At 65.7% G+C, this 25,988-nt stretch carries 20 protein-coding genes and 3 pseudogenes; 16 read left to right on the top strand and 7 right to left on the bottom strand.

The features are described from left to right. Positions 1-310: 310 nt before the first annotated feature. The gene (locus tag ACV7NQ_RS27295) at positions 311-538 is read right to left on the bottom strand and encodes an FCD domain-containing protein (protein WP_463362231.1); all 228 of its coding nucleotides are present in this window, start codon (positions 536-538) and stop codon (positions 311-313) included. Between the two features lie 223 nt (positions 539-761). Between ACV7NQ_RS27295 and ACV7NQ_RS27290 the strand changes: the two genes are divergently transcribed. The 8 genes from ACV7NQ_RS27290 to ACV7NQ_RS27255 all read left to right on the top strand — a co-directional run bounded on the left by ACV7NQ_RS27290 (position 762) and on the right by ACV7NQ_RS27255 (position 17,907). Further along, positions 762-1,322, top strand: a complete 561-nt coding sequence (locus tag ACV7NQ_RS27290; RefSeq protein ID WP_463362230.1) for a hypothetical protein — start codon at positions 762-764, stop codon at positions 1,320-1,322. A 558-nt stretch (positions 1,323-1,880) separates the two neighbouring features. Then, positions 1,881-7,040, top strand: coding sequence for a DEAD/DEAH box helicase (locus ACV7NQ_RS27285; RefSeq protein ID WP_463362229.1), 5,160 nt, complete (start codon positions 1,881-1,883; stop codon positions 7,038-7,040). After that, positions 7,037-9,898, top strand: a complete 2,862-nt coding sequence (locus ACV7NQ_RS27280) for a helicase-related protein (RefSeq protein WP_463362228.1) — start codon at positions 7,037-7,039, stop codon at positions 9,896-9,898. The genes ACV7NQ_RS27285 and ACV7NQ_RS27280 overlap by 4 nt, the downstream gene beginning before the upstream one ends. Beyond that, the gene (locus tag ACV7NQ_RS27275) at positions 9,895-13,986 is read left to right on the top strand and encodes an Eco57I restriction-modification methylase domain-containing protein (RefSeq protein ID WP_463362227.1); all 4,092 of its coding nucleotides are present in this window, start codon (positions 9,895-9,897) and stop codon (positions 13,984-13,986) included. The genes ACV7NQ_RS27280 and ACV7NQ_RS27275 overlap by 4 nt, the downstream gene beginning before the upstream one ends. 310 nt (positions 13,987-14,296) lie before the next feature. Beyond that, positions 14,297-14,647 carry an ATP dependent DNA ligase gene (locus tag ACV7NQ_RS27270; protein ID WP_463362226.1) on the top strand — a complete coding sequence of 117 codons (351 nt, stop codon included), beginning with the start codon at positions 14,297-14,299 and terminating at the stop codon, positions 14,645-14,647. Between the two features lie 66 nt (positions 14,648-14,713). Beyond that, positions 14,714-15,097: a hypothetical protein gene (locus ACV7NQ_RS27265; RefSeq protein ID WP_463362225.1), complete on the top strand. Its 384-nt coding sequence runs from the start codon at positions 14,714-14,716 to the stop codon at positions 15,095-15,097. 3 nt (positions 15,098-15,100) lie between these two features. Continuing rightward, complete coding sequence (locus ACV7NQ_RS27260; RefSeq protein WP_463362224.1) at positions 15,101-17,563, top strand: ATP-binding protein; 2,463 nt, start codon at positions 15,101-15,103, stop codon at positions 17,561-17,563. 68 nt (positions 17,564-17,631) lie between these two features. Next, positions 17,632-17,907, top strand: coding sequence for a hypothetical protein (locus tag ACV7NQ_RS27255; protein ID WP_463362223.1), 276 nt, complete (start codon positions 17,632-17,634; stop codon positions 17,905-17,907). 82 nt (positions 17,908-17,989) lie between these two features. Here ACV7NQ_RS27255 and ACV7NQ_RS27250 read toward each other — a convergent pair whose 3' ends face one another. Continuing rightward, complete coding sequence (locus ACV7NQ_RS27250) at positions 17,990-18,190, bottom strand: hypothetical protein (RefSeq protein ID WP_463362222.1); 201 nt, start codon at positions 18,188-18,190, stop codon at positions 17,990-17,992. 349 nt (positions 18,191-18,539) lie between these two features. Here ACV7NQ_RS27250 and ACV7NQ_RS27245 point away from each other — a divergent pair, with 349 nt between their 5' ends. The 3 genes and pseudogenes from ACV7NQ_RS27245 to ACV7NQ_RS27235 all read left to right on the top strand — a co-directional run bounded on the left by ACV7NQ_RS27245 (position 18,540) and on the right by ACV7NQ_RS27235 (position 20,955). Beyond that, positions 18,540-20,021 carry a DUF4158 domain-containing protein gene (locus ACV7NQ_RS27245; protein ID WP_463362221.1) on the top strand — a complete coding sequence of 494 codons (1,482 nt, stop codon included), beginning with the start codon at positions 18,540-18,542 and terminating at the stop codon, positions 20,019-20,021. Between the two features lie 266 nt (positions 20,022-20,287). Beyond that, positions 20,288-20,449 (top strand): annotated as a pseudogene (locus tag ACV7NQ_RS27240) (recombinase family protein); the annotation flags it as partial. A gap of 122 nt (positions 20,450-20,571) precedes the next feature. Then, positions 20,572-20,955 (top strand): recombinase family protein, encoded by a 384-nt coding sequence (locus ACV7NQ_RS27235; protein ID WP_463362220.1) that lies wholly within the window; start codon positions 20,572-20,574, stop codon positions 20,953-20,955. 211 nt (positions 20,956-21,166) lie between these two features. Here the strand turns inward: ACV7NQ_RS27235 and ACV7NQ_RS27230 are convergent, their stop codons facing one another. From ACV7NQ_RS27230 to ACV7NQ_RS27215, 4 genes and pseudogenes are all read right to left on the bottom strand, one after another. Continuing rightward, positions 21,167-21,460, bottom strand: coding sequence for a hypothetical protein (locus ACV7NQ_RS27230; protein WP_463362219.1), 294 nt, complete (start codon positions 21,458-21,460; stop codon positions 21,167-21,169). A 97-nt stretch (positions 21,461-21,557) separates the two neighbouring features. Continuing rightward, positions 21,558-22,039 (bottom strand): annotated as a pseudogene (locus tag ACV7NQ_RS27225) (transposase); the annotation flags it as partial. Positions 22,040-22,265: 226 nt separating this feature from the next. Further along, on the bottom strand, positions 22,266-22,925 hold the full coding sequence (locus ACV7NQ_RS27220) for a hypothetical protein (protein ID WP_463362218.1): 660 nt from the start codon (positions 22,923-22,925) through the stop codon (positions 22,266-22,268). Continuing rightward, the gene (locus tag ACV7NQ_RS27215) at positions 22,897-23,118 is read right to left on the bottom strand and encodes a hypothetical protein (RefSeq protein ID WP_463362217.1); all 222 of its coding nucleotides are present in this window, start codon (positions 23,116-23,118) and stop codon (positions 22,897-22,899) included. Before ACV7NQ_RS27215 ends, ACV7NQ_RS27220 begins: the two co-directional genes overlap by 29 nt. Positions 23,119-23,507: 389 nt before the next feature. On the opposite strand from ACV7NQ_RS27215, the pseudogene ACV7NQ_RS27210 reads away from it, so the two are divergent. The 5 genes and pseudogenes from ACV7NQ_RS27210 to ACV7NQ_RS27190 form a co-directional block, all read left to right on the top strand. Beyond that, positions 23,508-23,777 (top strand): annotated as a pseudogene (locus ACV7NQ_RS27210) (ParA family protein); the annotation flags it as partial. Continuing rightward, a complete protein-coding gene (locus ACV7NQ_RS27205) occupies positions 23,771-24,328 on the top strand; it encodes a ParA family protein (RefSeq protein WP_463365836.1) in 558 nt (185 codons plus the stop codon). The pseudogene ACV7NQ_RS27210 and the gene ACV7NQ_RS27205, both read left to right, overlap by 7 nt. Positions 24,329-24,442: 114 nt before the next feature. Continuing rightward, positions 24,443-24,757 (top strand): hypothetical protein, encoded by a 315-nt coding sequence (locus tag ACV7NQ_RS27200; protein WP_463362216.1) that lies wholly within the window; start codon positions 24,443-24,445, stop codon positions 24,755-24,757. Between the two features lie 256 nt (positions 24,758-25,013). Further along, positions 25,014-25,163: a hypothetical protein gene (locus ACV7NQ_RS27195; RefSeq protein ID WP_463362215.1), complete on the top strand. Its 150-nt coding sequence runs from the start codon at positions 25,014-25,016 to the stop codon at positions 25,161-25,163. Positions 25,164-25,205: 42 nt separating this feature from the next. Beyond that, positions 25,206-25,367: a hypothetical protein gene (locus ACV7NQ_RS27190; protein WP_463362214.1), complete on the top strand. Its 162-nt coding sequence runs from the start codon at positions 25,206-25,208 to the stop codon at positions 25,365-25,367. Between the two features lie 73 nt (positions 25,368-25,440). On the opposite strand, the gene ACV7NQ_RS27185 is transcribed toward ACV7NQ_RS27190, so the two are convergent. Then, positions 25,441-25,974: a hypothetical protein gene (locus ACV7NQ_RS27185; RefSeq protein ID WP_463362213.1), complete on the bottom strand. Its 534-nt coding sequence runs from the start codon at positions 25,972-25,974 to the stop codon at positions 25,441-25,443. Between the last annotated feature and the right edge of the window lie 14 nt (positions 25,975-25,988).

Below are 25,988 nucleotides of genomic sequence, written 5' to 3'. Positions count from 1 at the left end.
GTAGTTTGGACATCGGGACGCTGAAAGTCGCTCCAGCGGCAATCGGGTGATCGGCCCGTCACCAGTGTATTTTATGATTACGGTTCGCCGTGAGCACTGTTTATGCAGGTCAGCACAGTGTTCGGAGTGTTTGAACTCATAATCCATTGGTCGTGGGTTCGAGCCCCACCCGCCCCACAGATGCCGGTCCTGACCTGCATTATCGTCAGTTCGGTTCGACACCGTTTCCCACTGCGACACGTGCTGGCGGAATCCGCGGTTCCTGCCCACCGAAGAGGTTCAGGATGCCCACCGGATCGGCGAGATGCCCTCAGTCACCGTTCTCAGCGCGCCAAGCTAACAGCTTGACATTACTGACAGTCTGGACATGGGCGTGCATGGCCTGTGCGGCGGCTCCCGGATCGCCGGCTCGGATTGCCTCCGCGATCCGGCGGTGCTGTTCCAGGGACTTCGGCGGCCGGCCCGGTTGGCGGCCACCATCCCCTTGGAGCTGGCCCGGAACACGCCTTTGCGGAGTCGCACCCCAACCAGACGGCATCGCTGGGTGGCCGGATCTCGTGCGGCGCCGCATGGAGGGCGGCTAGGGTCGCCGACGTGGATGAGCGCACGCCGAGCTTCCTCTTACCGCTACTTTCCGGGTCACTGTTCTCGCCCTGCCGGATTCGGGCCGTTTGGACCGCTACCCCTTGCCCGATGCCGGAAGACTTTCGGCCATAGGCTCTGCCACGGCGGGATGCGATTCGACGGTCGGAGGGAACTCGATGGAGATTTGGTGGATTGCCCTATTGGCGGGCGCTGTCGTGGGGCTGTCAGCATGTGACACGAAGCCTGACGCAGTCACTAACCACTCCGCGAGCGAAACGCGCTCTGCGGCTATCGCGGCGAGCACCTCTGCTGCACCGCCGGTCGCGCAGCCGTGCCCGGCCCAGCCTGCCGCCAATCCCGAGCCCGCTGACTTCTATCGAGAGCGGTTCTCCGGGGTGGTCGACAAGCTGAACAGAAATGTGCGGGCGTACGAGAACGCGGTCGGTGGCGACAACGACTCTGCGTCGCTCACTGCAGCTGCTCGGGCGCTGTCTGTCACCGTGAAGGCCGACGAGAAAGTGTTCAAGCTCGACGAATTCGGCTGTTACAGCCCCCAGCTTCTTCAGCAATTAGTGAACGCCTCCGACGAGCTGACCTCCGCGTTGGACCGGCTTGTTATCACCCCGGTCGAGCAGGTCGAGACAGAAGCGAGGACGATTCCCTCCCTGTATAAGGGGTTCGCTACAGCGTTCAATAGCTACGCCGACCAGTTCGGCGGCGAGCACGTCCTGACGTAGCAGCTCCGAGCCAACCGTGCAGCTGCCGTTCGGCCGCCCGCGGGTCCGGCACCACCTTCCACACCACCACCAGCTCAACGCTAGTCAGCCTCGCGGTCGCGTCCGCACTACGCGGATGGGACACGGGGTATGGCCACCTATCAGTGGCTGTGGTCGGGGCCGAGGAGGCTGGTGATACCGCGCATGGCTTGCGGTGAGGGTTTGAAGCCGCTGTTACCGACACCCCCCGATCCTGGCCAATAGGATTTCCTCCCTATTGCTCGTGTGGCCGGCATTCGCTGTAGCGCGGAGCATCAGCGGGACGATAAGCCCGCAGTTGACCGAGATCAGAGAACCAGAGGACCAGACGGCGGGTCTTGCCGCGCCCCACATCGCCCTCAGTCGCCCCGCAGCGACGAGGGTGTCGATGGCGGCGGCCTTGTCGGCGCACGTTTCGGTGTTGCAGCCGATGCGGTCCTTCCACACGTCGTGTGCTTCCGCGGCGGTGTACGGGACTTCTGGTGCGGCATGGCATTTCGCCTCATAGGGTGGGCGGGAGGTTGGGCAGAAGTCCAGTTTGTGAGGAGTCGTGTGGACGCGTTCGGTGTGCTGGGCAAGGTTCTGGACGACTACCAGTCTTTCGTGTCAGGGTTCCTGAACATCAAGGACCCTGAGGTCAAGCAGAAGGTCGAAGCGGAGATCGAGAAGGGTCTGCTGTGGCCCGAGCCATGGTTGGCGTTAAACCCCGCGTTTGAGCCGGGTGGCACCGTCAGCGAGCTCGTGGACCGCGCACTGCTGCACCCGGCGAACCGGGAGATCTTCCGGGCACGATCTGACGAAGACACGTTCGGCCGAGAGATCGCCTTCCACCGCCATCAGAGCGATGCGTTCGAGGTAGCTCAGCGCCGAGAATCGTATGTGCTGACCACCGGTACCGGATCGGGCAAGTCAATGGCGTACATCGTGCCGATCGTCGACCGGGTGCTGCGTGAAGGTTCCGGTGGCGGTGTCCGTGCGATCGTCGTGTATCCGATGAATGCCCTGGCCAACAGCCAGCTCGGTGAGCTCGAGAAGTTCCTGGGCAAAGACAAGCCGAAGGTGACCTTCGGTCTCTACACCGGTCAGGAGTCCCGCATCGAGCGTGAGGCGATCCTCCAGAACCCGCCGGACATCCTGCTCACCAACTACGTGATGCTCGAATTGATGCTGACCCGGCCGCGGGAACGCTCCGGGTTGATCACCAGCGCCGCGAACCTGTCGTTCCTGGTTTTGGACGAGCTGCACACCTACCGCGGTCGGCAGGGCGCGGACGTGGCGATGCTGATCCGGCGCCTGCGCGGCGCGGTCGGGGCGACGGCGCTGCAGTGCATCGGCACCAGCGCCACCCTCGCTGGCCCTGGCACCAAAGCTGAGCAGCGCCGTCAGGTCGCGGAGCTGGCCACCAGGATCTTCGGCATCGCGATTCCGCCGGAGAACATCATCGGCGAGACCCTCCGCCGCGCCACTTCCGGGGACACCGATCCGACAGCGTTGGCCTCCCGCCTGGCGGCGCCGACCCCCACGACGTGGGAGGCGCTACACGCAGATCCACTGGCGATCTGGACGGAGCGCACCTTCGGTTTGCGCGAAGACGACGAGGGCCGACTGGCCCGGCAGTTGCCTACAAGGCTGGCCGTCGCCGCCGACACACTCGCCGAGCAGACCGGCATCGCCCGGGCGATCTGTGAGGACAAACTGCGCGAGCTGCTGCTGGCAGGTTCGCGTGTGCGCGACGGGCAAGGACGTCCCCTGTTCGCGTTCAAGCTGCACCAGTTCATCGGCAAGGGCGACACCGCGTACGCGACGCTCGAGCGACCGGAGCACCGCTACCTGACCACCCAGTACCAGCGCAGCTCCCCCGTCGGCGAAACCGGGCAACCGCTGTTCCCCTTGGCGTTCTGCCGCGAATGCGGACAGGACTTCCTCGTGGTCAACCTCGACAAGGGCGGTGAGAACTTCAGCCCCCGGATCCTCAACGGCGCGCGGGGGGAGCAGGCCGAGACAACCGGACTACTGCTCGTCACCGACAAGCCGTGGCCGTCACCGAACGATCCGGCCCTGCTGGATTTGGTGCCCGAGGACTGGGTGGTCGAGACCGGCACTAGTCGTGTTCTGGATAAGGGCCGCCGTACCCGCCTGCCCGAGGCGTACCGGGTCGATGTGTTCGGCACGATCACCGACGACGGGCTGCCAGTCGCGTTCTTCGAGCGACTCGACTTCTGCCCCGGCTGCAAAACCAGCTACGAGAGCACACAGCAGTCGGAATTCTCCCGGGTGGCGAGCCTGGGCACCGAGGGCCGGGCCAGCGCCGTCACGGTCCTGTCGCAGGCGGTGGTGCGCACCCTGCGGCAGGAAACCGATCTCGACGATGTCGCCCGCAAGTTCCTGGCGTTCTCGGACAACCGGCAGGACGCGAGCCTGCAGGCCGGGCATTTCAACGACTTCGTCCTGGTCGGCCTGGTGCGTTCCGCGTTGTATCGCGCAGCCCGCGACCAGCAGGAACGTGACCCGGACGAACCGCTCGGGGACGAGGACCTGGGATCTCGCGTGGTCGCCGCTCTCGGTGGTGATCTCGCGGACTTCGCCAAGGACGCAGAGACCGCGCACGAGGCCGTCCCACGCCGCAAGATCACCCGGGCATTGCGCGATGCGGTCACCTACCGACTCTGGGCCGACCTGAAGCGGGGATGGCGCATCACGATGCCCAACCTCGAGCAGACCGGGCAGCTGCACCTGAGCTACTTCGGCATCGACGCCCTCGCCGGCAACGAACCCAAGTGGGCCGCGTCCGGTCAACCCCTGGCCGGCGCGCAACCACCGACCCGTCGGCAACTGATGCACGTCCTGCTCGACGAACTGCGGCGCAACCTGTGCATCGAATCGGAGTTCCTCACCGAAGAGAAGTACGACAGCGTCAAACGCGCCAGCCAGGACTGGTTGAAGGTGCCCTGGGCACTGTCGGAGGAGACCGGCGTGTATTCGGGCACCGCTTATCCCGGCAGTCGCCCGAAGTTCGAGGCCGGGTCCGGGGCGGATCTGTACCTGTCGGGACTGGGCGCATACGGACGGTGGTTGCGACGCCCCGACCGGTTCCCGCTGCACGAGGATCCGCTCAAGCCGGCAGATGCGGACACCGTCATCACGGCTTTGCTGAAGGTGATGGGCACCGCCGGGATTCTCGTGAAGATCGAGGAGAAAAACCGACGCACCGGCTACCGCATCCACTCGAGTCTGATCCAGTGGCGGGCCGGCACCGGAGAGTTCCGCGTCCCCGATCCGATCCGTGGCAACCAGACCCAAGGGCGGGTCAATCCGTTCTTCCGCCGCTTCTACACCGAGACCGCGGCCGGTCTGGTCGGCCTCGAGGCCCGCGAGCACACCGCACAGGTCGAGTCATCCATCCGGAAGAAACGGGAGGCGCGGTTCAGTGACGCGGAACTGCCGGTGCTGTACTGCTCGCCGACGATGGAGCTCGGCGTCGACATCAAGAGCCTGAACGTCGTCGGGATGCGCAACGTGCCCCCGACCCCGGCGAACTATGCCCAGCGTTCGGGGCGTGCCGGCCGATCCGGACAGCCTGCGGTGGTGTTGACCTATTGCGCCACCGGAAATGCCCACGATGCCTACTATTTCGGTCGCAGCCAGGACATGGTCGCCGGCGCGGTCGCGCCGCCGCGCCTAGAACTTGGCAACCAGGATCTCGTGCGCGCCCACGCCCACTCGATCTGGCTGGTGGTCTGCGATCTCGACCTCAAGTCCAGCATGGTCGACCTGCTCGAGGTCGCCGAACCCCGACAGCCGCTGCACACCGAGGTCCGCGCGGCCATCGAATCCTCGGTGAACCGCGACCGCGCCGTCCGGGCGATCACGACGGTCCTCGAAACAACCACCGAGGTCACCTCGGCGCCGTGGTGGACCGACAGCTGGGTCACCGACACCGTCGACAAAGCTGCCCAACGGTTCGACAAGGCCGCAGGCCGCTGGCGCAATCTCTATCGCGAGGCCCTGCTCGAACTCGACAACGCCAATGACACCCTCAAGACCATCGGTGCGTCCGAGGCATCCAAGCGTCAGGCCCGCGGCCGGATCTCCGAGGCCCGTGCCGCACTGGACCTGCTGCGCGGGCAGGTCGACGACATCAACCAGGGCGACTTCTACCCCTACCGCTACTTCGCGTCCGAAGGCTTCCTGCCCGGCTATTCGTTCCCGCGTCTTCCCTTGGCGGCGTTCATCCCGGCGGAGCGACGGACCAGAAACGGGCAGGGCGACTACGTGCAGCGGCCGCGGTTCCTGGCGATCAGCGAGTTCGGCCCGGGAGCGTTCATCTATCACGAGGGTGCCCGCTACGAGGTGAACCGGGTGAGCTTGCCCGCCCGCGAGGACGGCACCGAGGTGAATATCACCGAGATCAAGCGCTGCAACCACTGTGGCTACCTGCATGAGAGCAACGGCCCGACGAGCGTCGAAACGTGCGAACACTGCGGGGCCGCGTCGTTGGAGACGCTGGACCGGATGATGCGGCTGGTCTCGGTCAAGACCCGCCGTCGCGACCGGATCAGCGCCGACGAGGAAGAACGTCAACGCGCCGGCCACGAAATCGTCACCGCCGTGCGGTTCGTCCCGCACGGGGAACTTTCCGGCGAGCTGACCAGCACGATCACCGTCGACGGCGACGAGCTGGGCACCATGACCTACGGTGACACCGCGCTGATCCGCCGCATGAACGTCGGGCTGCGCCGCCGCAAGGACAAGGACACCAAGGGACATCTGCTCGACACCCTCGAAGGCCGGTGGGCGCGGGAAACGGACCTGGACAAGAACACTCAGGGGGAGATCCCCCGGATCCAGCGGGTCGTCCCCTACGTGGAGGACCACCGCAACGCACTGCTGCTGCACCTGGATCCGTCGATCCCGCCCGAGCAGCGGATGGCCGCGATGTACGCGCTCAAACGAGCGATCGAAGCAGTGTTCCAGCTCGAAAGCAACGAACTCGCCGTCGAACCCATGCCCGGCGGAAACAGTGACCAGGCGTGGTCGCGGCTGCTGTTCTTCGAGGCCGCCGAAGGCGGCGCCGGGGTGCTGCGCCGCCTGGCCACCGAGGACGGACAAATCCGTACTGTGGCCGCCAAGGCGCTGGAAATCTTGCACTTCGACCCCGACACCGGCCAGGACCGGCGCCGGGCCGATCACGCGATGGAGGACTGCGCCCAGGCCTGCTACGACTGCCTGCTCTCCTACAGCAACCAGTGGGACCACCAGCACCTCGACCGACACGCCGTCACCGATCTGCTGCGCCGCTTGACGCGCGCCACCGTGGCCGTCGGCTCCGGCGGCGAAGAACGCTCGCAGCAACTCGACCGCCTCGAAGAACAGAGCAACAGCCTCGAAAAGCGGTTCCTGACCCTACTCGAGGAACACGGCTTCCGGCTCCCGGACCAGGCACAGCAACTGGTCGAGGGCTACTACGTCCGCCCCGACTTCGCCTACCACACAGGTGGAATGGACGTCGCGGTGTTCATCGACGGCCCGGTCCACAACTCGCAGCACCAAGCAGAGAAGGACGAGCAGGCCCGCATGAAGCTCGAAGACGAAGCCGGGTGGCTGGTGCTGCGGTTCCACCACACCGCCGCCGACGCCGGTTGGCTACAGACGATCACCACGAACACCGACGTGTTCGGGCCCGGAAGGTTCGGCGCATGACCACCACCGAATACCCCGCCGGCACCCTGGTCCACGCACGGGGACGGGACTGGCTGGTGCTGCCCGGCGCCCCCGAGGGAATGCTGCTGGCCCGCCCCCTCGGCGGCCGCGAAGACGAAACCACCGTCCTGCTCCCCGAATTCGACACCCCCCACCCGGCGGTGTTCACCCCACCGACCGTTGAAGACCGCGGTGACGCCGCACGCGCCCGCCTGCTCCGGGATGCGCTGCGGCTGTCGTTCCGCGCGACCGGCGGCCCGTTCCGCTCGTTCGGCAACCTCGCTGTCAGCCCCCGCAACTACCAGCTGGTGCCGTTGATGATGTCCACCGCACAGGACACCACCCGGCTGCTCATCGCCGACGGTGTCGGTGTCGGCAAGACCATCGAGGCCGGCCTGATCGCCTCCGAACTGCTCGCCACCGGTGAGGCCCAACGACTGGCGGTGCTGTGCTCACCGCAGCTGGCACCGCAGTGGCAGGGCGAGCTACGCGCCAAGTTCGGGATCGAGGCGCAGTTGCTGCTGCCGTCCACGGTGAACCGGCTCAAGGTGCCGTGGGGATCGAGCATCTACGAGCACTACCCGTATCTGGTGATCTCCACCGACTTCATCAAGCAACGCAGCCGGCGCGACGAGTTCGCCCTCAACTGCCCCGAACTGGTGATCGTCGACGAGGCCCACACCTGCGTCGCCGCGGCCGCTGTCGGTCACACCCAGGCGCACCTGCGGTACACGCTGCTCCGCAAGATCGCCGACGACCCGACCCGGCATCTGCTGCTCCTGACAGCGACCCCCCACAGCGGCGACGACGGCGCCTGGCAATCGTTGATCGGGCTGCTCGACAACCGGCTCGGCGCCTTGGCCGCGGACCTGTCGGGTCGGGAACGCGAAGACGACCGCAAGCTGCTCGCGAAGTTCATGATCCAGCGTCAGCGCGCCGACATCCGCGAATACCTGCACGAGGACACCCCGTTCCCCACCCGGAAAACGACTGAAACCAGCTACAAACTCACCCCCGGCTATCGCGCACTGTTCGACGACGTCATGGCGTTCGCCCGCGAACAGGTGACCGACCCGAAACTCAACACCGTGCATCAGCGGGTGCGCTGGTGGTCGGCGATCGCGTTGCTGCGCTGTCTGGCCTCGAGTCCCGCAGCGGCCGAGCAGACCCTGCTCAACCGCTCCGCACTGACCACTCTCGCCGCCGCCGACGACGTCGACGCGATCGCCGCACCCCGGGTGCTCGACACCGACCTCGACGACGTCCTCGAAGGCGACGACACCACCCTGGGCTCGGACATCTCCGATCCGCAGACCTCCACCAGCGCGACCCGCCGTCGACTGCGTGAACTCGCCGCCGCCGCCGCGGCGCTCAAGGGCCCCAAGACCGACGCCAAGCTCAAGCGGCTGATCCCGCTGCTGCAGGATCTGATCGGCGAGGGCTATCACCCGATCGTGTTCTGCCGCTACATTCCCACCGCCGACTACCTCGCCGAACACCTCAGCGCCGCCCTGTCCAAGAAGAATCCGGGTCTGCGGGTCGAGGCGGTCACCGGCACCCTGCCCCCGGAGGAACGCGAAACCCGGGTCACCGGGCTGTCCGAGCACGACGGTCCGCGGCTGCTGGTGGCCACCGACTGCCTGTCGGAGGGCATCAACCTGCAGGACGGGTTCACCGCGGTGGTGCACTACGACCTGGCATGGAACCCGACCCGGCACGAACAGCGGGAAGGTCGCGTCGACCGATTCGGCCAACGCGCCGACACCGTGCGCACCCTCACCTACTACGGCGAAGACAACGGCATCGACGGGATCGTGCTCGAGGTGCTCATCAAGCGCCACGAAAACATCCGCCGCAGCACCGGCGTATCAGTGCCGGTCCCGGTCGATTCGACGACCGTGATGAAAGCGATCTGGGAGTCGCTGCTATTGCGCGGCACCGACACCCAGCAGCTCACACTCGACTTCGCCGATGCCACCTCCACCTCGCTCGCCGACGCCGTGGACGTGCAATGGATCGACGCCGCGGAGCGGGAGAAGGCATCGCGGTCACGGTTCAGGCAGGCCGGGCTGCAACCCGACGCCGTCGCCGCCACCCTGGCACAGGTCCGTCGCTCGCTCGCAGGCCCCGCCGACGCCGAAACCTTCACCCGCGACGCCCTGTCGTTGCTGTCGGCACAGATCGCCGACACCAGCGATGGGTTCACCGCCCGTATCGACACCGTGCCGGCCGCGGTGCGCGACCAACTACCCCCCGCCAAGGACCATCGTCTGGTGTTCCACCGCTCCTTCCCGGTCCCCGCAGGTCACAGCGTCCTCACGCGCACCGACCGGACCGTCGAGGCACTGTCGCGGTATGTGCTGGACTCGGCGCTCGACCCGGATCTCGATCCCGCGCTGCGGCCGGCCCGCCGAGCTGCAGTGATGCGCACCCGCGGGGTGGACAAGGTCACCACCTTGCTGGTGGTGCGCTTCCGCCTCGAAATCGTCCTGCCGGGCGCACGCACCACGATCACCCAGGTCGCCGAGGACGCGCAGTTCCTCGCCTACACCGCCGCCGGGGACGAGTTGACCTGGCTCGAAACCGACCGTGTCGACGAGTTACTGCGGATCCCGCCGACCGGCAACGTCGCCGACGCGCTGGCCCGCACCCAACTCGACCGGGCCCTGGGCCGCCTCGACAGCGTGCAGGACCACCTGCTCGAGCGTGGCCATCAGGTCGCCGAGAACATAGTCACCGATCACCGCGCCGTCCGGTCTGCGTCCAAAACCGGTAGTCGCGGCGTCAAGGCCCGGCTGCTGCCACCCCCGGATGTGTTGGGTGTGTATGTGTTTCTTCCAGACAGGGGTGCCTCGTGAGCGGGCTGTCATCGTTCCGGTCCGTCCACACCGTCGGCACCGTCCTGCCCAGCGAAGCCCTCACCCGCGGCGTCGAACTGCGGATGCCCGGCCAAAGCGCCACCGAATACCAACTGCCGCCGGGCATGGCGATCGACGCCGCAATCGCCCGGGCGTGGGAGGCGATGCTCGCCACCCACCACGAATGGCAGCACGCCCTGGGGCGTCTGCCCGAGCACGACCCGGCCATCAAGGTCACCCGGGAGAAGTGGCTGCTGCCGCTGCTCTACGAGCTGGGCTGGGGACGCCCCGAGGTCATCAGCGGCGGCCTGGACGTCGCCCCCGGACTCGGGGAGACCACGGCGCCGCACTTCCCGATCTCGCACCGCCTGTCCTGGCCGGACGCATCCGCCCCGACGGTGTGGGTGCCGCTCCACCTCGTCGGCGCCGGCATCGATCTCGACACGAAAACCGCAGGACACACCGCCCGGGCACCGCAGTCGATGCTCCAGGACTACCTCAACCGTGAGGACCGGGCGTTGTGGGCGGTCCTGTCCAACGGCCACATCCTGCGGCTGCTGCGCGACGCCTCCACCCTCTCGCGCCAGTCCTACGTCGAATTCGACCTCGACGACATCTTCACCAACCAGCGCTACGCCGACTTCCGACTGCTGTTCCTCACCGTCCACGCGAGCCGGTTCGCCCCACGGCTGAAGGAGACCGCGAAGAAGACCGCCCCCGACACCGACGAGGCGGAGGAGGACGCCGACACGCCCACGATGCTGGCGAAGAACTGCTGGCTCGAGAAGTGGCGGACCACCGCGATCGACGACGGCGCCCGAGCCCTGCTCACCCTGCAACAGGGCGTCGCGGTGGCGCTGCAACACCTCGGCACCGGATTCGTCGCCCACCGCAGCAACACCGCGCTGCGCGAAACCCTCGCTGTCACACCGGACGCGGCTCGTGACCTGCATCGGGCGCTGCTGCGTATCGCCTACCGGCTGATCGTGCTGTTCGTCGCCGAAGACCGCGACCTGCTGCACACCTCCACCGTCGACGACACGGCGAGGGAGTTGTATGCCGAGCACTTCTCCACCGCGAGACTGCGCCGCATGGCCACCGCCCACGCCGGCGGCCGACACACAGACCTGTGGGAGGCCCACCAGATCGTCACCGACGCCCTCGCCGGCGACGGCCTGCCCACCCTCGGCCTCAGCGGCCTCGGCGCCACCCTCTACTCGAGGGAAACACTGAGCATCCTGGGCGGTGCCCGGTTGCCCAACCACTCATTCCTCGCCGCGATCCGGGCCCTCGCGCAGATCGACGACCCGGTCACCGGCACCCCCCGCCCGGTCGACTATCACAACCTCGACAGCGAAGAACTCGGCGGCATGTACGAGGGACTGCTCGCCTACACCCCCCGCTACAACGCCGACGCCCGCACCTTCACCCTCGACATCGCCGCCGGCAACGACCGCAAGAAATCCGGCTCCTACTACACCCCATCCGCCCTGATCGACCTCGTCCTCGACGAAGCCCTCGACCCACTCATCGACGAAGCCCTGCGCACCCCGGACCCGGAAGGCGCACTGCTGGCTCTGACGGTGGTCGACCCAGCCTGTGGCAGTGGACATTTCGTCGTGGCTGCTGCCCGACGGCTCGCGTCCGCGCTCGCAACCGTCCGTACCGGGGATACCGAGCCGAACCCGATCGCGCTGCGGGCTGCTACCGCCGATGTCATCGAACGCTGCGTCTACGGCGTCGACCTCAACGACCTGGCAATCGAGATCACGAAGGTCGCCTTGTGGCTCGAAGCATTCGACGCCGAGCGTCCGTTCCCGTTCCTCGACGCCCACTTCCGCGTCGGTAACGCTCTGCTCGGTACTACGCCCAAGCTATTGCGCGACAACATTCCCGACACCGCCTTCGCGGTGCTCGGCGACGACGACAGAGAGTGGACCAGCAAACTCAAGGCCCGCAACAAGACCGAGCGAAACGCCGATATCGATCAGCTGACGTTGAGTTTCGGCCCCGAAACCCTCGACGTCGAAACCACCACGTTCACCAAGAAAGCCCGCGAAGCTGACGCCAGCCACGCCGGAGGCCTGCGCGAGATGCGGGCCCGCGCCGACGCTTGGCGCGCCCTGGAGACCGACCCGGATCTTGTCGCCGCCAAACTCGTCGCCGACGCCTGGTGCGCCGCCTTCGTCCAACCCAAGACCGAGGACTCCGGCCAAGGCATCACCCACGACACCATGCGCCGCCTCACCGAGGATCCCGGCTCCGTGCCCGACACCATCACCGGACAGATCAACTCGCTCGCCCGTCAATACCGGTTCTTCCACTGGCACCTCGAGTTTCCCGGCATCTTCACCGTCCCGGCCGACGGCGGCAGCGACACCGCTACCGGCTGGACCGGCGGGTTCTCCTGCGTACTCGGCAACCCACCGTGGGAGCGAGTGAAGACCCAGGACAAGGAGTTCTTCGGCAACGTCGGCCGCACCGACATCGAAACCGCCGCGACCGCCGCGATCCGCAAGACGATGATCACGAAACTGGCCGAATCGGATCCCGCCCTCTATCACCAGTACCGAGACGCCATCCGCCAATCCGACGGCACCGCACACCTGCTCCTCAAGAGCGGCCGGTACCCGCTCACCGGTCAAGGTGATGTCAACACCTACAGTGTGTTCGCTGAAACTCTGCGCACGGTTCTCGGGCCGACAGGTACCGCTGGCGTTATCACGCCCACAGGTCTTGCTACCGACAAAACCACTGCACCATTCTTTTCCGACACCCTACGCACTAATCGACTGTTCGCGTTCTATGACTTCGAGAATGAAGCGAAGATCTTCCGGGATGTGCACCACGCTTTCCGATTCGCGGTCACCACTATGACCGGCAGAGAGCGAAAAGTCGAGCGATCTCGATTCGGCTTCCTTATCCGCCATATCGCGGACGTACCCTCACGCAGGTTCGAACTCGCCCCTGACGAAGTCCTTGCGATGAACCCCAACACCGGTACCCTGCCCATGTTCCGATCCCGCACCGACGCGGACATCACCCTCGGTATCTACCGTCGGCACCCTGTCCTCATCCGCGACGACGATCCCGACGGCAACCCCTGGGGTCTTTCATTCGGCACAATCTTCCATATGGCGAACGACTCGGGCCTGTTCCAACAGCCCGATGACCTGACGGATGCGCACTTCAACGGATGGTCCTACGAACGCGATGGTAAAGAATACGTTCCGCTGTATGAGGGAAAGATGCTATGGCATTTCGACCACCGCTTCTCCACCTACAAGGACGCCACAACCGCGCAGCTCAATATGCAAACGCTGCCACGAATATCCGACGCACAACATGACGACCCAGGAGCCGAACCACTAGCTCGCCACTGGGTTCTACGCTCTGATGTGTCGCAGAAACTGGGCGAAAAGTGGGATCGTTCATGGCTTCTCGGATGGAGGGACATCACCGGAATCGAAAAGGTACGGACCTTCGTACCTTCGGTACTGTCGGCTTCTGCAGTTGGCGATAAGTTCCTGCTTGCATTTCCTGCGGAGCGTCAGAGTGGGCCACTCCTGCATGCCATTTGGTCGAGCATGGTGTTCGATTACGTTTCGCGCCAGAAGGTTAGCGGTACTTCGATGAAGTACTTCACTACCAAGCAGCTCGCCTGCCCCACACCCTCCACGCTTGCACAGCCCGCCCCATGGCAGCCGCAACTCACTGTCGCCCGATGGGTTCGCCCCTATGTTCTCGAGCTCTCCTACACCTCATGGCGATTGAAGCCGTACGCGACCGAGCTGGGTGACGACGGCGCACCGTTCCGATGGGATGTCGAGCGTCGAGCGCTGCTCCGCGCCGACCTCGACGCCGCATTCCTCCACGTCTTCGGACTGTCCCGCACCGAGTCCGAGCATGTACTCGACTCCTTCCCCATTATCCGAAAATACGACGAACGAGACCTCGGCGAATACCGCACCCGCCGCCTCGTCCTCGACGCCTACGACCGCATGGCCACCGCTGCCTCGAACGGAGGCAACGGCTGGAAGCCTCTCGCTGCCATGTCCGCTGGAGAAGGGACTCGTCACGCTGTCTGACATCCGGCGACGGTCTCGGCAGGCCACGGCCTTGTTGCCAATTCGGGAGCTTGCGCCACCGCTCGCGAGGCGCGGCATCTGGTTTGGGAGCACCTACGTAGTTGAAGCTCCCTCGAAACAGCTCGCAGCACTTCGCAAGTCGCATATCAGGAGTGTCGTCAGGGTCGGCGATGTATCTGGCGCGACTGGCGTACTCGGCCGTGCTGCGGGCGAGCGTCGCTGTTACCGACACCCCGAATCGGCCTACCACCCGGGCCGCCGGTCGCCGGTGTGGATCAAGACCCCGATCCGCCGAACTACCGAGGCGATCGTGACCGGGTGGACACCCGGGACCGGGATGATTTCGCGCACCTTCGGGTCGCTGGCGTTGGGTGCCTACGACTCCGACGGTCGCCTCGTCTACATCGGCAACGTCGGAACCGGGTTCACGATGGCGGCCCGCCGCAGCCTGAGGGCACGACTCGACGAACTCGCCACATCGGAAAGTCCGTTCGACACGCCTCTCGGTGGTCGCGCCCGCCCCGCAGCGGTGCGCTGGGTACGGCCGGAGCTGATCGGCGGCATCGAATACCGCGAATACACCGGTGAAGGGCTGCGACACCCGAGCTGGCGGGGCCTGCGCAGCGACAAGGAACTTGCCGAGATCACCCTTCCGGGCTAGTCGGGCTAGTTAGTCTTGGTGTGCAGTTGCCATCGGGGCGGGAAGGGGACGATTGTGTTGGAGCCGGTGTCGTTAGGAATTGCGGCCGCAGCGTTGTTGGCGTCGAAGTTCGGTGAACGCTTCGCGCAGGACGCGGGGGAGAGTACTTGGAACGCGGTCAAGCGGTTACGGGAGGTAGTCGCGGCCAAGTTTCGGGGCGACAGCGAAACCGAAAGCGCGGTAACGACTTTGGTGGAGACCCCGACGAACGAGGCGAACGAGGCCAGAGCGCTCGTCGCGACGCGAATCGCCGAAGCCGCGAAGACGGACTCCAGTTTCGGCGCTGAGCTCGAGCGGTTGGTGACCCTCGCCCGGCGAGACCGGACGGTGGAAAGCTTCCTGGCGCAGGCCTTCGACAACGCCAAGCAGGTCAACTTTCGCGGCGATAACCTCGGTCAGATCAACCTCTGACCGATGATGTCGGAGTTCCATCCCGGCGCTAACGATCAAGCGCGACAAGCGAATATCGCTGGCGACAACTACGGTCCGATCAACATGCAGGTGGCTGCGGCGCCGCGATACGCGGTGACCGACACCTTGCCGCGGGATGTCTCGACGTTGGTCGATCGGGAAGAGGAACTCCGGTGGATCGTCGATGCGGCGGGACCGGACCGCACTGTGTCGGTTTGTGCTGTTGACGGTATGCCAGGAGTAGGCAAGACCGCACTGGTCACCCGTGCCGCACATCGGCTGGCCGATCAATTTCCCGACGGCCGTTTCTTCGTGGAGCTCCACGCCCACACTCCAGGTCAGGCCCCGGCGGAGCCCATCGATGTGCTTGCCGGGCTGCTCACCAATCTCGGTGTCGATCCCCGTGCCATCCCTGAGAGTCTGCAAGACCGCCGCAGTATGTGGCGAGATCGCTTGGCAGGCAAACGTGTTCTGCTCGTCCTCGACGACGCCAAGGACAGCGCGCACATCGAGCCGCTCTTGCCGACCGGACGCCAGTGCTTGACTTTGGTAACCAGCCGACGACGGTTGATGGCCCTCGACGGCGCGATGCCGGTACCTCTGGACCCATTGGCACCTCGAGCTGCGACCGAGTTGTTCTGCATGCTGGCCCGACGCGGGCATACCGACAGCGACCTGGCCGCGGCGCGCGAGATCGTGTGGCGGTGCGGGTATCTGCCCTTGGCGATTGTGCTGCTCGCCGGACGCCTCGCCCACCATCCAGCGTGGACAATCGCCACGATGGCGACCGAATTCGCCTCCGCGCAAGACAGACTCGGTGAACTCGACGTTGGAGAGCGTGCGGTCCGTGCTGCGTTCACGATGTCCTACCAGGATCTTCCAGCCCATCGGCAACGCCTGTTCCGGCGACTGGGGCTACATCCTGGCGCGGACCTGGACGCCTACGCTGCCGCCGCCCTGGACGACATCCCCGTTTCGACGGCACGGCGGGAACTGGATGCCCTGTACACCGATCATCTCGTCGACGAGACGACTGTAGGTCGCTACCGGCCGCACGACCTGTTGCGCGACTACGCTCGCACTCTGGCCGACGAGGACCCAGACCATGACCGGTCTCGAGCGATCGACAGGCTACTCAACTACTACCAGCACACCGCTCAGCTGGCCGGCCGTCATCTGGCACGGGTCACCCGGCCGGAGGCGGCGTCGGTGGAATCCCCACCGACGTCAGTACCAACACTTGCCGGCCACCTGGACTCAGCGGCATGGTTACGCGCCGAGCAAGTCAACCTCTTGGCCTGCCTGGACCACGCCGTTGCAAACAGGCTGGCTACACGGGTGATACAGCTGACCAGCGGACTGGCAGATCTGTTCGAACTGGCGGGCCAATACTCCGAGCCCGCCGCATTGCACCAGCGTGCCGCCACAGTCGCACACGACATCGGGGACAGTCTCGCCGAAGCCAACGCCCTCTTCGACCTTGGCACTATTCGGCTTTGGACTACTGACTACCCGGCCGCGACCAACCTGTTCGAGCGGACTCTGGACATCTATCGACGTGTCGGCGACCGTGTCGGTGAGGCCAACTCGCTCAGCAATCTAGGGTTTGTCCAGCATCAGACCGGCGATTCCCCGGCGGCAACAGACCTCTTTCAACAGGCAGTCGCGATTTACCGCGAAATCAATGATCGCCTCGGCGAAGCCACCGCGCTCAACGAGCTGGGTCGGGCACGGCAGAAGACGAGTGACTACATAGCCGCAGCCGACTTATATCAGGAGGCAAACGCTATCTACCGGGAAATCGGCAGCACCGTCCACGAAGCCGCCACCCTCACCAACCTGGCATGGGTTACATCCTCGACCGGCGACTACTCGACTGCCATAGACCTATACGAGCAGGCACTCGCGATCCACCAGGCCATCGGTCACCGCCACCGAGTAGCCAGCATCCTCAGCTCCTATGGCCTCATCAAATGCCTCACCGGGGATTACCCGGCCGCGATCGTCCTGCTAGAGGAGGCGATCGCGATCTACCGCGAGATCGGCGAACGCCTAGGTCAAGCCAACGCGCTCAGCCATCTAGGCTGGGTCCGACATCTCACCGGTGATGACCCAGCCGCGATGGACCTTCTTCAGCAAGCACTCGAAATGCACCGGAAAAGCGGGGTCCGCGTCGGTGAAGCCGAAGCGCTCAACCGCATCGGCACAGTCCTGATCCAATGCGGCGAACTACAGGAAGCGCTGACAAGTTACACCACCGCATTACGACTGGCTCGTGAAATCCGCAACCCAATGGAACAGGCGCGAGCTCTTGAAGGCAGCGCCCGCAGCCGGGCACGTCTAGGCGACCGGACAGCCGCTCTGGCCGAGCTACAGGAAGCGACAGCAATCTACCGGCGCATCGGCGCAGCCGAAGCCGACACAGCCGCAACGCATCTCGCCATCCTTCAACAAGCCCCGGCGTAGCTCTACGACAGTGGGTGCCCTGGGACCCTATCTCGCCAGACCGACCGGTACGTGGGATTATCGAAAGCGTGTTCGATCGCGTGGTGTATCGGCTGCGGGATGGCCGGGTGGTCGCGCCGGGTCGCCTCTACCGGGTGCGCGGCGGGCTCTGGGCCGAACCCGCACCTGCGGCGTGCCCTGCGTGCGGACGGCAGTTCGGTCCCGACGCGGTGCTGGTCGGCTCGATGGGCTGCCAGCAGGCCGGCGGTCACCACCGCCTCCACGTCTGCACCGCATGCGGTCACGTCGTCTACACGCCACCGATCACCAAAGACTGCGAGCACCCGACGACGCGATCGACCTGATCGGGAACGGTGCGAGGCGCGCCCCCGGCCGTGAGGGGGACCTTAATTCGGGCGGGAATATTTATTCGGCCACCAGGCGCGCTCACCTGGCGATCTCGAGGAGATAGGTGGGCGGGTCGTCGTCTTCAGCGGCGCCGCAGTAGCAGGTCTCGGTGCAGGCCGTGCACGTCGAGCAGCCCAGACACGCGGTCAGGTGGTGGCCGCATTCCACGTTCCATTCGTCGTCGAGGGTGGCCGGGTGCGGGATGAGCGGGCCGCCCTGGTCGTACGAGCGAGACTCCATACCTCGAATGGTCACCCCAGGCACCGACAAGTCGCGGTTTCCCGGGTCGGCCGGTGGCCGCGGACACACCACCCTCCGTCCTTAGAACCCGAAAACTATGTCCGAACTCCGCAACCAGGGGTCGCGGTAGCGCTCGCCGAAAATCGGGCGCATTTACGCTTCGCCGCTGGCAAGGCGTCAGGCGCATCGGCAACCGCGACTAGCTGACGTCGCCGCGTACACGGCAACCGTTACGCTCCAACCTGCGGAAACGCCCTGCGCCGGAACGTGTCTCGCGAACGACTCCCGGACATCCCGTGCGTAGGCCCATATCCGCCCAGAATTCAGCCGATGCTACGGCGACCCCGTGATGAGGGAGCTGGACCAGGACGAGCTGATTGACCGGTGGACGCTGCTGGGCAAGGAACCGGAGTTGGTCGCTACCAAGCGGGGTGCGGCGAAGCTCGGATTCGGGTTGATGTTGCGGTTCTATACCGAGCGGGGTCGGTTTCCGCGCGGACGTGCTGAAATCCCCGATGCCGCGGTCGATTACGTCGCACGCCAGGTAGGTGTGGAGCGGACCGAGATCGCGTTCTATGACTTCACCGGCCGTACCAGCAAGGCGCACCGGGCGCAGATCCGGGAGTCGCTGGGGTTTCGGGAGTGCAGCGTGACAGACGCCGACGAGATCGTGGGGTGGCTGGTCGCGCATGTGACCCAGCGTGAGCGCAGTGGCGATAGGGTGCGGGAGTACCTGTTGGCGCGTCTGCGTGAGGTGAAGGTGGAGCCACCTACGGTTGGGCGGATCGAGCGGATGGTGCGTTCGGCGCTGCACCGCGGTGAGGAGCTGCTGTTCGCGCAGGTCAGCGTCAGACTGCCGGAGCTGGTCAGAGCACAGCTGCTGGCGTTGATCGCACCGCCCGGTGTTGGTGGCGAGAAAACCCTGGACGGTGACGCCGAGGGCGGGCGGGCGGTGCTGGCGGCGATCCGGTCGGATTCGGGCAACGTCAGCCTGAACACGATGCTCACCGAGATCGCCAAGCTGGAGGCGGTACGCGCGGTCGGAGTATCGGGTGATGTGTTCGCCGATGTCGGGCCGAAGATCGTGACCGGCTGGCGCGGGCGCGCGGCGGTGGAATCACCGAGCCATCTGCGGGAGCATCCACTGGAAACGCGGCTGACTCTGTTGGCGGCGTTGCTGTACTGCCGGTGCCGGGAGATCACCGATACCTTGGTCGAGTTGCTGAATTCCACGGTGCACCGGATCAACGCCCGCGCGGAGGTGCGGGTCACCAACGAGCTGATCAAGGAGTTCAAGCGGGTCACCGGTAAGGAGAACCTGCTTTTCAAGGTGGCGGAGGCGACTGTCGACGCGGGTGACAAGCTGGTGCGTGACACGGTGTTTCCGGTCGCGCCGCAAGGGGTGTTGCGGGATCTGGTGGCCGAGTTCAAATCCTCGGGGCCGACATATCAGCGCACCGTGAAGGCCACGCTGCGCTCCTCGTACACCAACCATTACAGAGCCGGGCTGATCAAACTGCTTTCCGTGCTGGAGTTCTGCTGGCGATTTATGCCTACGGCACGAACACCGGGATCAAGTCGGTGGCAGGCGCCGCCGCTACTTGAACGCCGAGGCGGCGCGCGGCGAATCGCGATCGAGATCGCGAACGCCACCTTCGCCGGCCGCGAGCCGTCCATTTGGGGTGAGTCGTCGACTGCGTCGGACTCGACCCATTTCGGCGCCTACGACCAGAACATCTTCACCGAGCATCACTCCCGCTACTCACCTAACCGCCTCACTTCGTTGGAGACGTGCGACCGGAGTACGCCAGAAAGGGGCAATGAGGTCTGACTGCGCTGGTCAACATCGAGTAGCTGATGGCCAAGTCCTACCTCGAAGCGGGACTGGAAGCGCTCGGGATACATCGGGACTGAAGAGTGCCGGTCAGCGCGGCCGGGGAGCAGCACGCTCAGCGCCATGCTGGCAGTTTCGCGATTGGTGTGGAGCTTTGCGCCTCGTAGGGTGTTCCGTAAGCTGATCGGCCAACGGAACACCACAGCCGCAGGATTCCGGCCCAGGTCACAGTGTTCCGTAGAGGTGTTCCGCGAACTGTTCCGATGATCCCCCGTCATATGGAACGTCGGGCGGTGATCGAGCCCTTCCGTGTCGGATACGTGCGCTGCTCCACCGACGAACAAGACATCGAGATCCAAACCGAGCAGCTGATCGCCCTCGCGGTACCGCGCAAGCGGATCTTCATCGACAAGGGATTCTCCGGCGCCACCCGCCGCAACCGCATCGGCCTGGACAACGCGCTGACCGCGGTCACCTCCGCCGCGGCGGCCGTCACCGGACGGCAGGTGGTACTGACCACGACCAAGTTCGACGGTTCGCCCGCAACATGGCCGAGGCCGGCGACATCCTCACCGGCCTGCGCGAGCGCGATGTGCTGTTCGGGCTTGGCAGCCAGGTCTACGACTGGGCCGACCCGTTCGGCAAGCTGTTCCTGCAGACCCTCGCCATGGTCGCCGAATTCGAGGCCAACCTGAACCATCTGCGGACCCGCGAGGGCATGGCCAAGGCCCGCGCAAAAGGCCGCCTCAAAGGCAAGCAGCCGAAACTGCCTCTCGCCGCACGGAAAACGATCCACCGCAGATACCACGACCCCGACGACGCCACGAGTCTCGCCGACCTCGCCGAGGAATACAGTGTCGGTCGCTCCACAATCCACCGCAGGAGCCACCCCACGGGCCTGACTGGCTGGTGGGGCTCATGTACCAGGTGACACGGTTCTTACCGGCACCCCGTTACGCAGAGCCACGAACGGCGTGTGTCCGGTACCGCCCCCCGGCTAGGTCCGGTGCCCGGTCGCGTCTAGAGAGGCAAGGAGAAGGGAGACGGGTACGGGCATCGGTGAGCCGGTCCCGTCCCGTCCCGTACCGAGCAACTGATGGCAGGTGCCTGGCCGGCCCGGGCACGCTCCGGCTGGGCAAGGTTCAGCAGGCGTTGATCAGTTCGATGATGGCGTCCAGTTTCGCGTCCAGCTGGTCGAACCGGCGGTCGTGGTCGGCAAGCTTGCCGCCGAGTGCATCGAACCGGCGGTCGTGCTGGTCGAACCGGCGGTCGAGTACATCGAACCGGCCGTCGTGCTGGTCGAACCTGCCGACGAGTTCGGCGAAACGGCCATCGTGGAACCGGGCGACGAGTTCGGCGAGCTTCGCGCGGACGTGGCCGAACTCGTCCATCACCGCCTGGTGCCGTGCGGCGGCGTGGTCCTCCGGTGCGAGCATGCGCGGGAGTCTATTCGGGGCGGGGCTTGGCGCACGCTGTACAGCCCCAAAAAGTGCCTCTGACGCGAAGATTTCTCTCGTGGCGGGTACTTGGTCGTCAGCCGATGTGGTCGAGCGTTACGTGGTAGCCGAGGGTTTGGAGTTGGTGGACTGCGCGGGTTTTTGCTCGGTTGGGGTGGAGCCGGTTGAAGTAGTCGCCGCCCGGATCGAGATAGGGCGCGTCGGTGGATCCCATGTGCCAGATCGCGAGTGCATGGAGTGCTGGATCGCCACGTTGGCTTTCTGGGGCCCGCGCCGGGAGGCGATCCGGCGGTAGCGGGCTCCGAGGTAGGTTCGCGGGTTCTGGGCGCAAGCCATCGCGGCGGCCCCGAGTGCTCCCTGTAGGTAGGGGTTCCCGGGTCGGGTCCGGGTCGATTTGACCCGACCGGCGGAGGCGTTGCTGCCGGGGCAGGTGCCGGCCCAGGAGGCGAGGTGTCCGGCGGTGGGGAACCGGGTCATGTCGGTACCGGTCTCGGCGACGATCACATCGGCGGTAATGGGGCCGATCCCGGGGATGGTGCAGATCAGTTCCCGGCCCCACGTCGTCACGGTCTCACGTCCGATGCGCTGGCCTGGAAAGCATTCCGGGCGAGTGGTGCCGAGTGGCAGTCGCAGGCCGGTAACTCGAACGTCAACACCCCGGCATCGGGTACGGCGGAACTGTCCATTGACGAGCTGCGCGAGCGGCGACGGGACCGCAAAGACCGGGGTGTCCGGTCTGTCACCACACGCAGCGTTTCAACACCGATCCCTGACAGCTGGTGAGTTAACCAGAAGGGCGGCGTCGTGCCGCAGCGCTGACACCGCGCACCTGGCGGCCGAGCTCGGCGAGCCGGGTGCCGAGCTGCCTGCCGACCTCGGCGAGCCGGGTGCCGCAGCCACACCGGCCGTGCTCGCCGAGCCGGGTGCCGCACCCCGGCCAAGCTCGGTGCCGCACCCGCCCGCCTCGGCGAGCTCGGTGCCCGGCACTCGGCCTGCCTGCCGATCGGCCTGCCTGCCGAGTGCCGTTCGCCGCGGCGGCCGCACGTGCTGCCGCACCGGGTGCGGCAGGTGCGGCACCCGGTGCGGCTGCGCCGGTTGGCCGGTCAATCCGTCGTCGTATCCTAAGCTGATCGCCCAGCACTGCTGTCCGCGTCTGGTATTCGTCCTGGGTGAGCTCACGCACCTCGAACCCTGGGGTGACCTCGAGGCCGTCGCGGTGGCGCTGGGCCATCTCCCATTGCTGAGCCACGTAGGCGGGATCGTGCATCCGCTTATCGGACTCGGCGACCAAGCGCTTGATCGCGTCCTCGCGATCGGTGCCTGTGACGTGCCAGTCCTCGCCAGGGTAGTAGGCGCGGACCGTGCCATCGGACTGTGACACGAACTGCGGGCGCCGCATCACGTGGACAACGGGCTTAGGGGTTGGCTGCGGGTCCGGGTGCATAGAAGATCTCCATCGAACCGTCGTCGTGGTGGACATAGCAGATGTACTGCATCCCAGGATGGTCTACGACCGGCCCGGAATACACACAATTGATCGTCGAAGCTTCCGCCGGCGTCGCCGATATCGCCAGCGGGAACACGGTCAGCACTCCGGCTGCGGCGACCGTCATCATCCTTTTGACACTCAGCGTCATCGTGTTGCCCCCAAATCTGTGGCGTTACACAGTGATTGGACGCGGCACGCCCCCGATTCGGTTCCACCCGAACCGGGCCGCCCCTGCCCCCGTCCTGCCGCACGCTGCCGGTCGGCACCTGCGGCACGCTGCCGCACCACTGTCGCTCCGTGCTCGGTCACTGCCAAAAACGCCCGGCAGGTGCCCGCACCACCAGCGCCGCACCTGCCGCACCCCCTGCCGCATGTGCCGCACCCTGCCGCCGCACCCTGCCGCATGTGCTCGCCACTGTCCGATCCGACCGCCCATGCTCCAGCCCGCGCGGCCGGGCGCACGCGCGGATAATACGGCTGCACAAACACTCCCCCGAACCTGTGCCCGATGAGCGTGTCCACTCGCCATGGGCCGCAATGTGCGACCGTCCTACCATGGCGCGAGTAGTCGCAGTGTCGAACCAAAAAGGCGGCGTCGGCAAGACCACGGTCACTATCTGCTGCGCACGCGCCGCGCGTATCTATCACGGTGCCCGCGTGCTGGTCATCGACATGGACTCACAAGGCAATGCGACCAGTAGCCTCGTCCGCGACGACCTGGCGGCCGATGACGTGACCGTCGCCGACGCGATCACCCCCGGCGCCGATGTGACGCTGCGTGAGGTCATCGTGCCGACGATCTGGGAGGGCGTAGACTTGGCCCTGCCGGGGAAACCCTCGCGGTCGCCGAAGCGAAGATCGCGGCGTCACAGTTCGGGCGTGAGCACCGACTTCGCGAAGCGCTCTCCCCGGTGCTCGTCGACTACGACCTGGTGCTCATCGACAACGCTCCGTCACTCGGGTTGCTGCTCATCAACTCACTTACCGCGGGTGACGCCGCGGTCCTGGTCAGCGAGGCTGACCTGGGGTCATCCGACGGGCTCGCGCTGCTGGGTAAGACACTGACCGGGGTCCGCAACTATCACAACCCGCGGCTTGAGATCGTGGGAACGGTGGTCAACAAGTGGCGCGGCACGGCGAACGAAGCACGGACCGCAGCCGAGATGGTCGACGGTATGGCGCGGCATTTTCCCGGTGTCCCGGTGTGGATAGAACACCGCATCCCGCTGTGGGTCGGTATCAAGGACGCCATTGATGACGGGCTCGGCCTGGACCAGTCCGCGACAAAGCTCCGTGTCCTCGGTGACGACGCGTTCCGGCCGATCACCGCGCATATGTTGCAAGGGGTAGTCGCGTGACGCCGACGCCCCGGAAGAAGTCGACGCTCGCCGGCGAGCATCCCGCGTGGGCCGCGCCAGCGCACCCGGTCACGGACAACACGCCGCCCTCGACGCCCGAACTGGGTGCCGAGCGTGCAGCTGCACGACGCGGCCGCTCGCGGAATCTCGCCGAAGCGCGCGGCCGCAAACACGCCCCGGCTCGACCACTCCGGCGCCAGCCACATGGTCCGTGACGCTGCCGCTGCCGGCTATCTCATCCGAGTCGGCTCGGTCCGCGATCGACGCCGGGTGGTTCTGCAGCTCAGCGACAGCGGTCGGCGTCTGCTCACGGGATCCCGCGAATGGCAGCGGCGCTGCTTCCATCAGCTCACCGCAGCCAGGGATGAATGGGACGGCCACCAGTTCGCCACCTACCTGCAGCGACTGGCCGATGAAACGACCACCTGAGCCGCTGAAAGTCACGCCCTCGCCATCCAGCACATCTCTCCGGAAGAACGACGCATTCCCGGCCACCCCCAAGTGACGCTATTTTTCGTCTGGATTGAGTGCCCTTCAAGGTATCCGGTGACGCTCAAATTCGTCTGGAATCGACGCCAGAATCCACCTGCCTAGCCACCCCGACCGAACGCCGAAGCGCGACGGGCCCGTATCTCTCGGTGTCGCTGCCTTCAGCCTTGACCCGCAGATCACCTGGATACCCGCTATGCAGTTCGCTTGGGCGAGAATGCGTTTCGGCACCATGATCATCTGGTTCGGTGAGGTCGCTATCGACGTCCGCACCCACAACGGGCAGGTCGGGGTCACGCTGCGTCAATGGGTGCCGCAAGATGGAATCCGGCCTGCCGCGAAATAGCCTCGCATGGACTGGTCGCTTGATCGGGTTAGTCTGCGGAGCGTGAATGTAGGGGATCGAGTCCGGATCGGCGCGCAGGGAGTTTCGGTCTTTACCGTGGTAGAGATCGACGACGGCCGCGCCCTGCTGCAGCCCGTCGCCGAGAACGTTGGCTACCCGTTCCCGATGCCCGTACCCGCGCTCGTGCCAGCCGACACCGAATAGGCCTCTGCGAGAACCGACGCGCTCAAATGCCGGAGCCGAGGGCTCCGCTTCGAACCGACGCGCGTGCCTCGTCTCAATGGAAGCGGGGGATGGCCGGTCGATCGAGACGCAAGAGCTTTGACCAGGTGTCGGCCCCGCTCGAGGAGTAGATCTCAAACGCGACGGACGCCGGTGCATCACTTTCGAGATCGACCCGCCATATGGCGTATTCGCTTTTCCGGACGCCGCCGTGTTCGGCTCGCTTGATGGGCGCTGGCGCGCTTGGGTCGACGCCGACCTGACTGTGGGTGAAAGTCACTCCAGGCGATTGGATCTCAACTGCCACGTGATCGACTTCTCCAGATGCCAGTTTCAGACGGAGATGAAAGACCGAGTGGTCATTGCTGGTTTCGATGACGCCTTCCCATTCGGGTTCTCGCTCGGCCTTGAAGCGGGCGGCCTCGATCTGTGCGAGCTGCGCCGCCGCGCCCGCTGACGCTTTGGCAGCGTCCGCCGCTCCCTCTGCTGCTGCCACTGCTCTTTTTGCGATGCGTGCTTGCCAGAACGCGAAGGCGCTGCTGAGAAATGCTCCGACAGCAGCAACGACCGACACGATGAAAGTGACCATGGCGCGACATTACG

This window comes from Nocardia sp. Tas62D01 (genome assembly GCF_055232035.1).
This window is presented reverse-complemented; position numbering and strand designations above follow the sequence as displayed.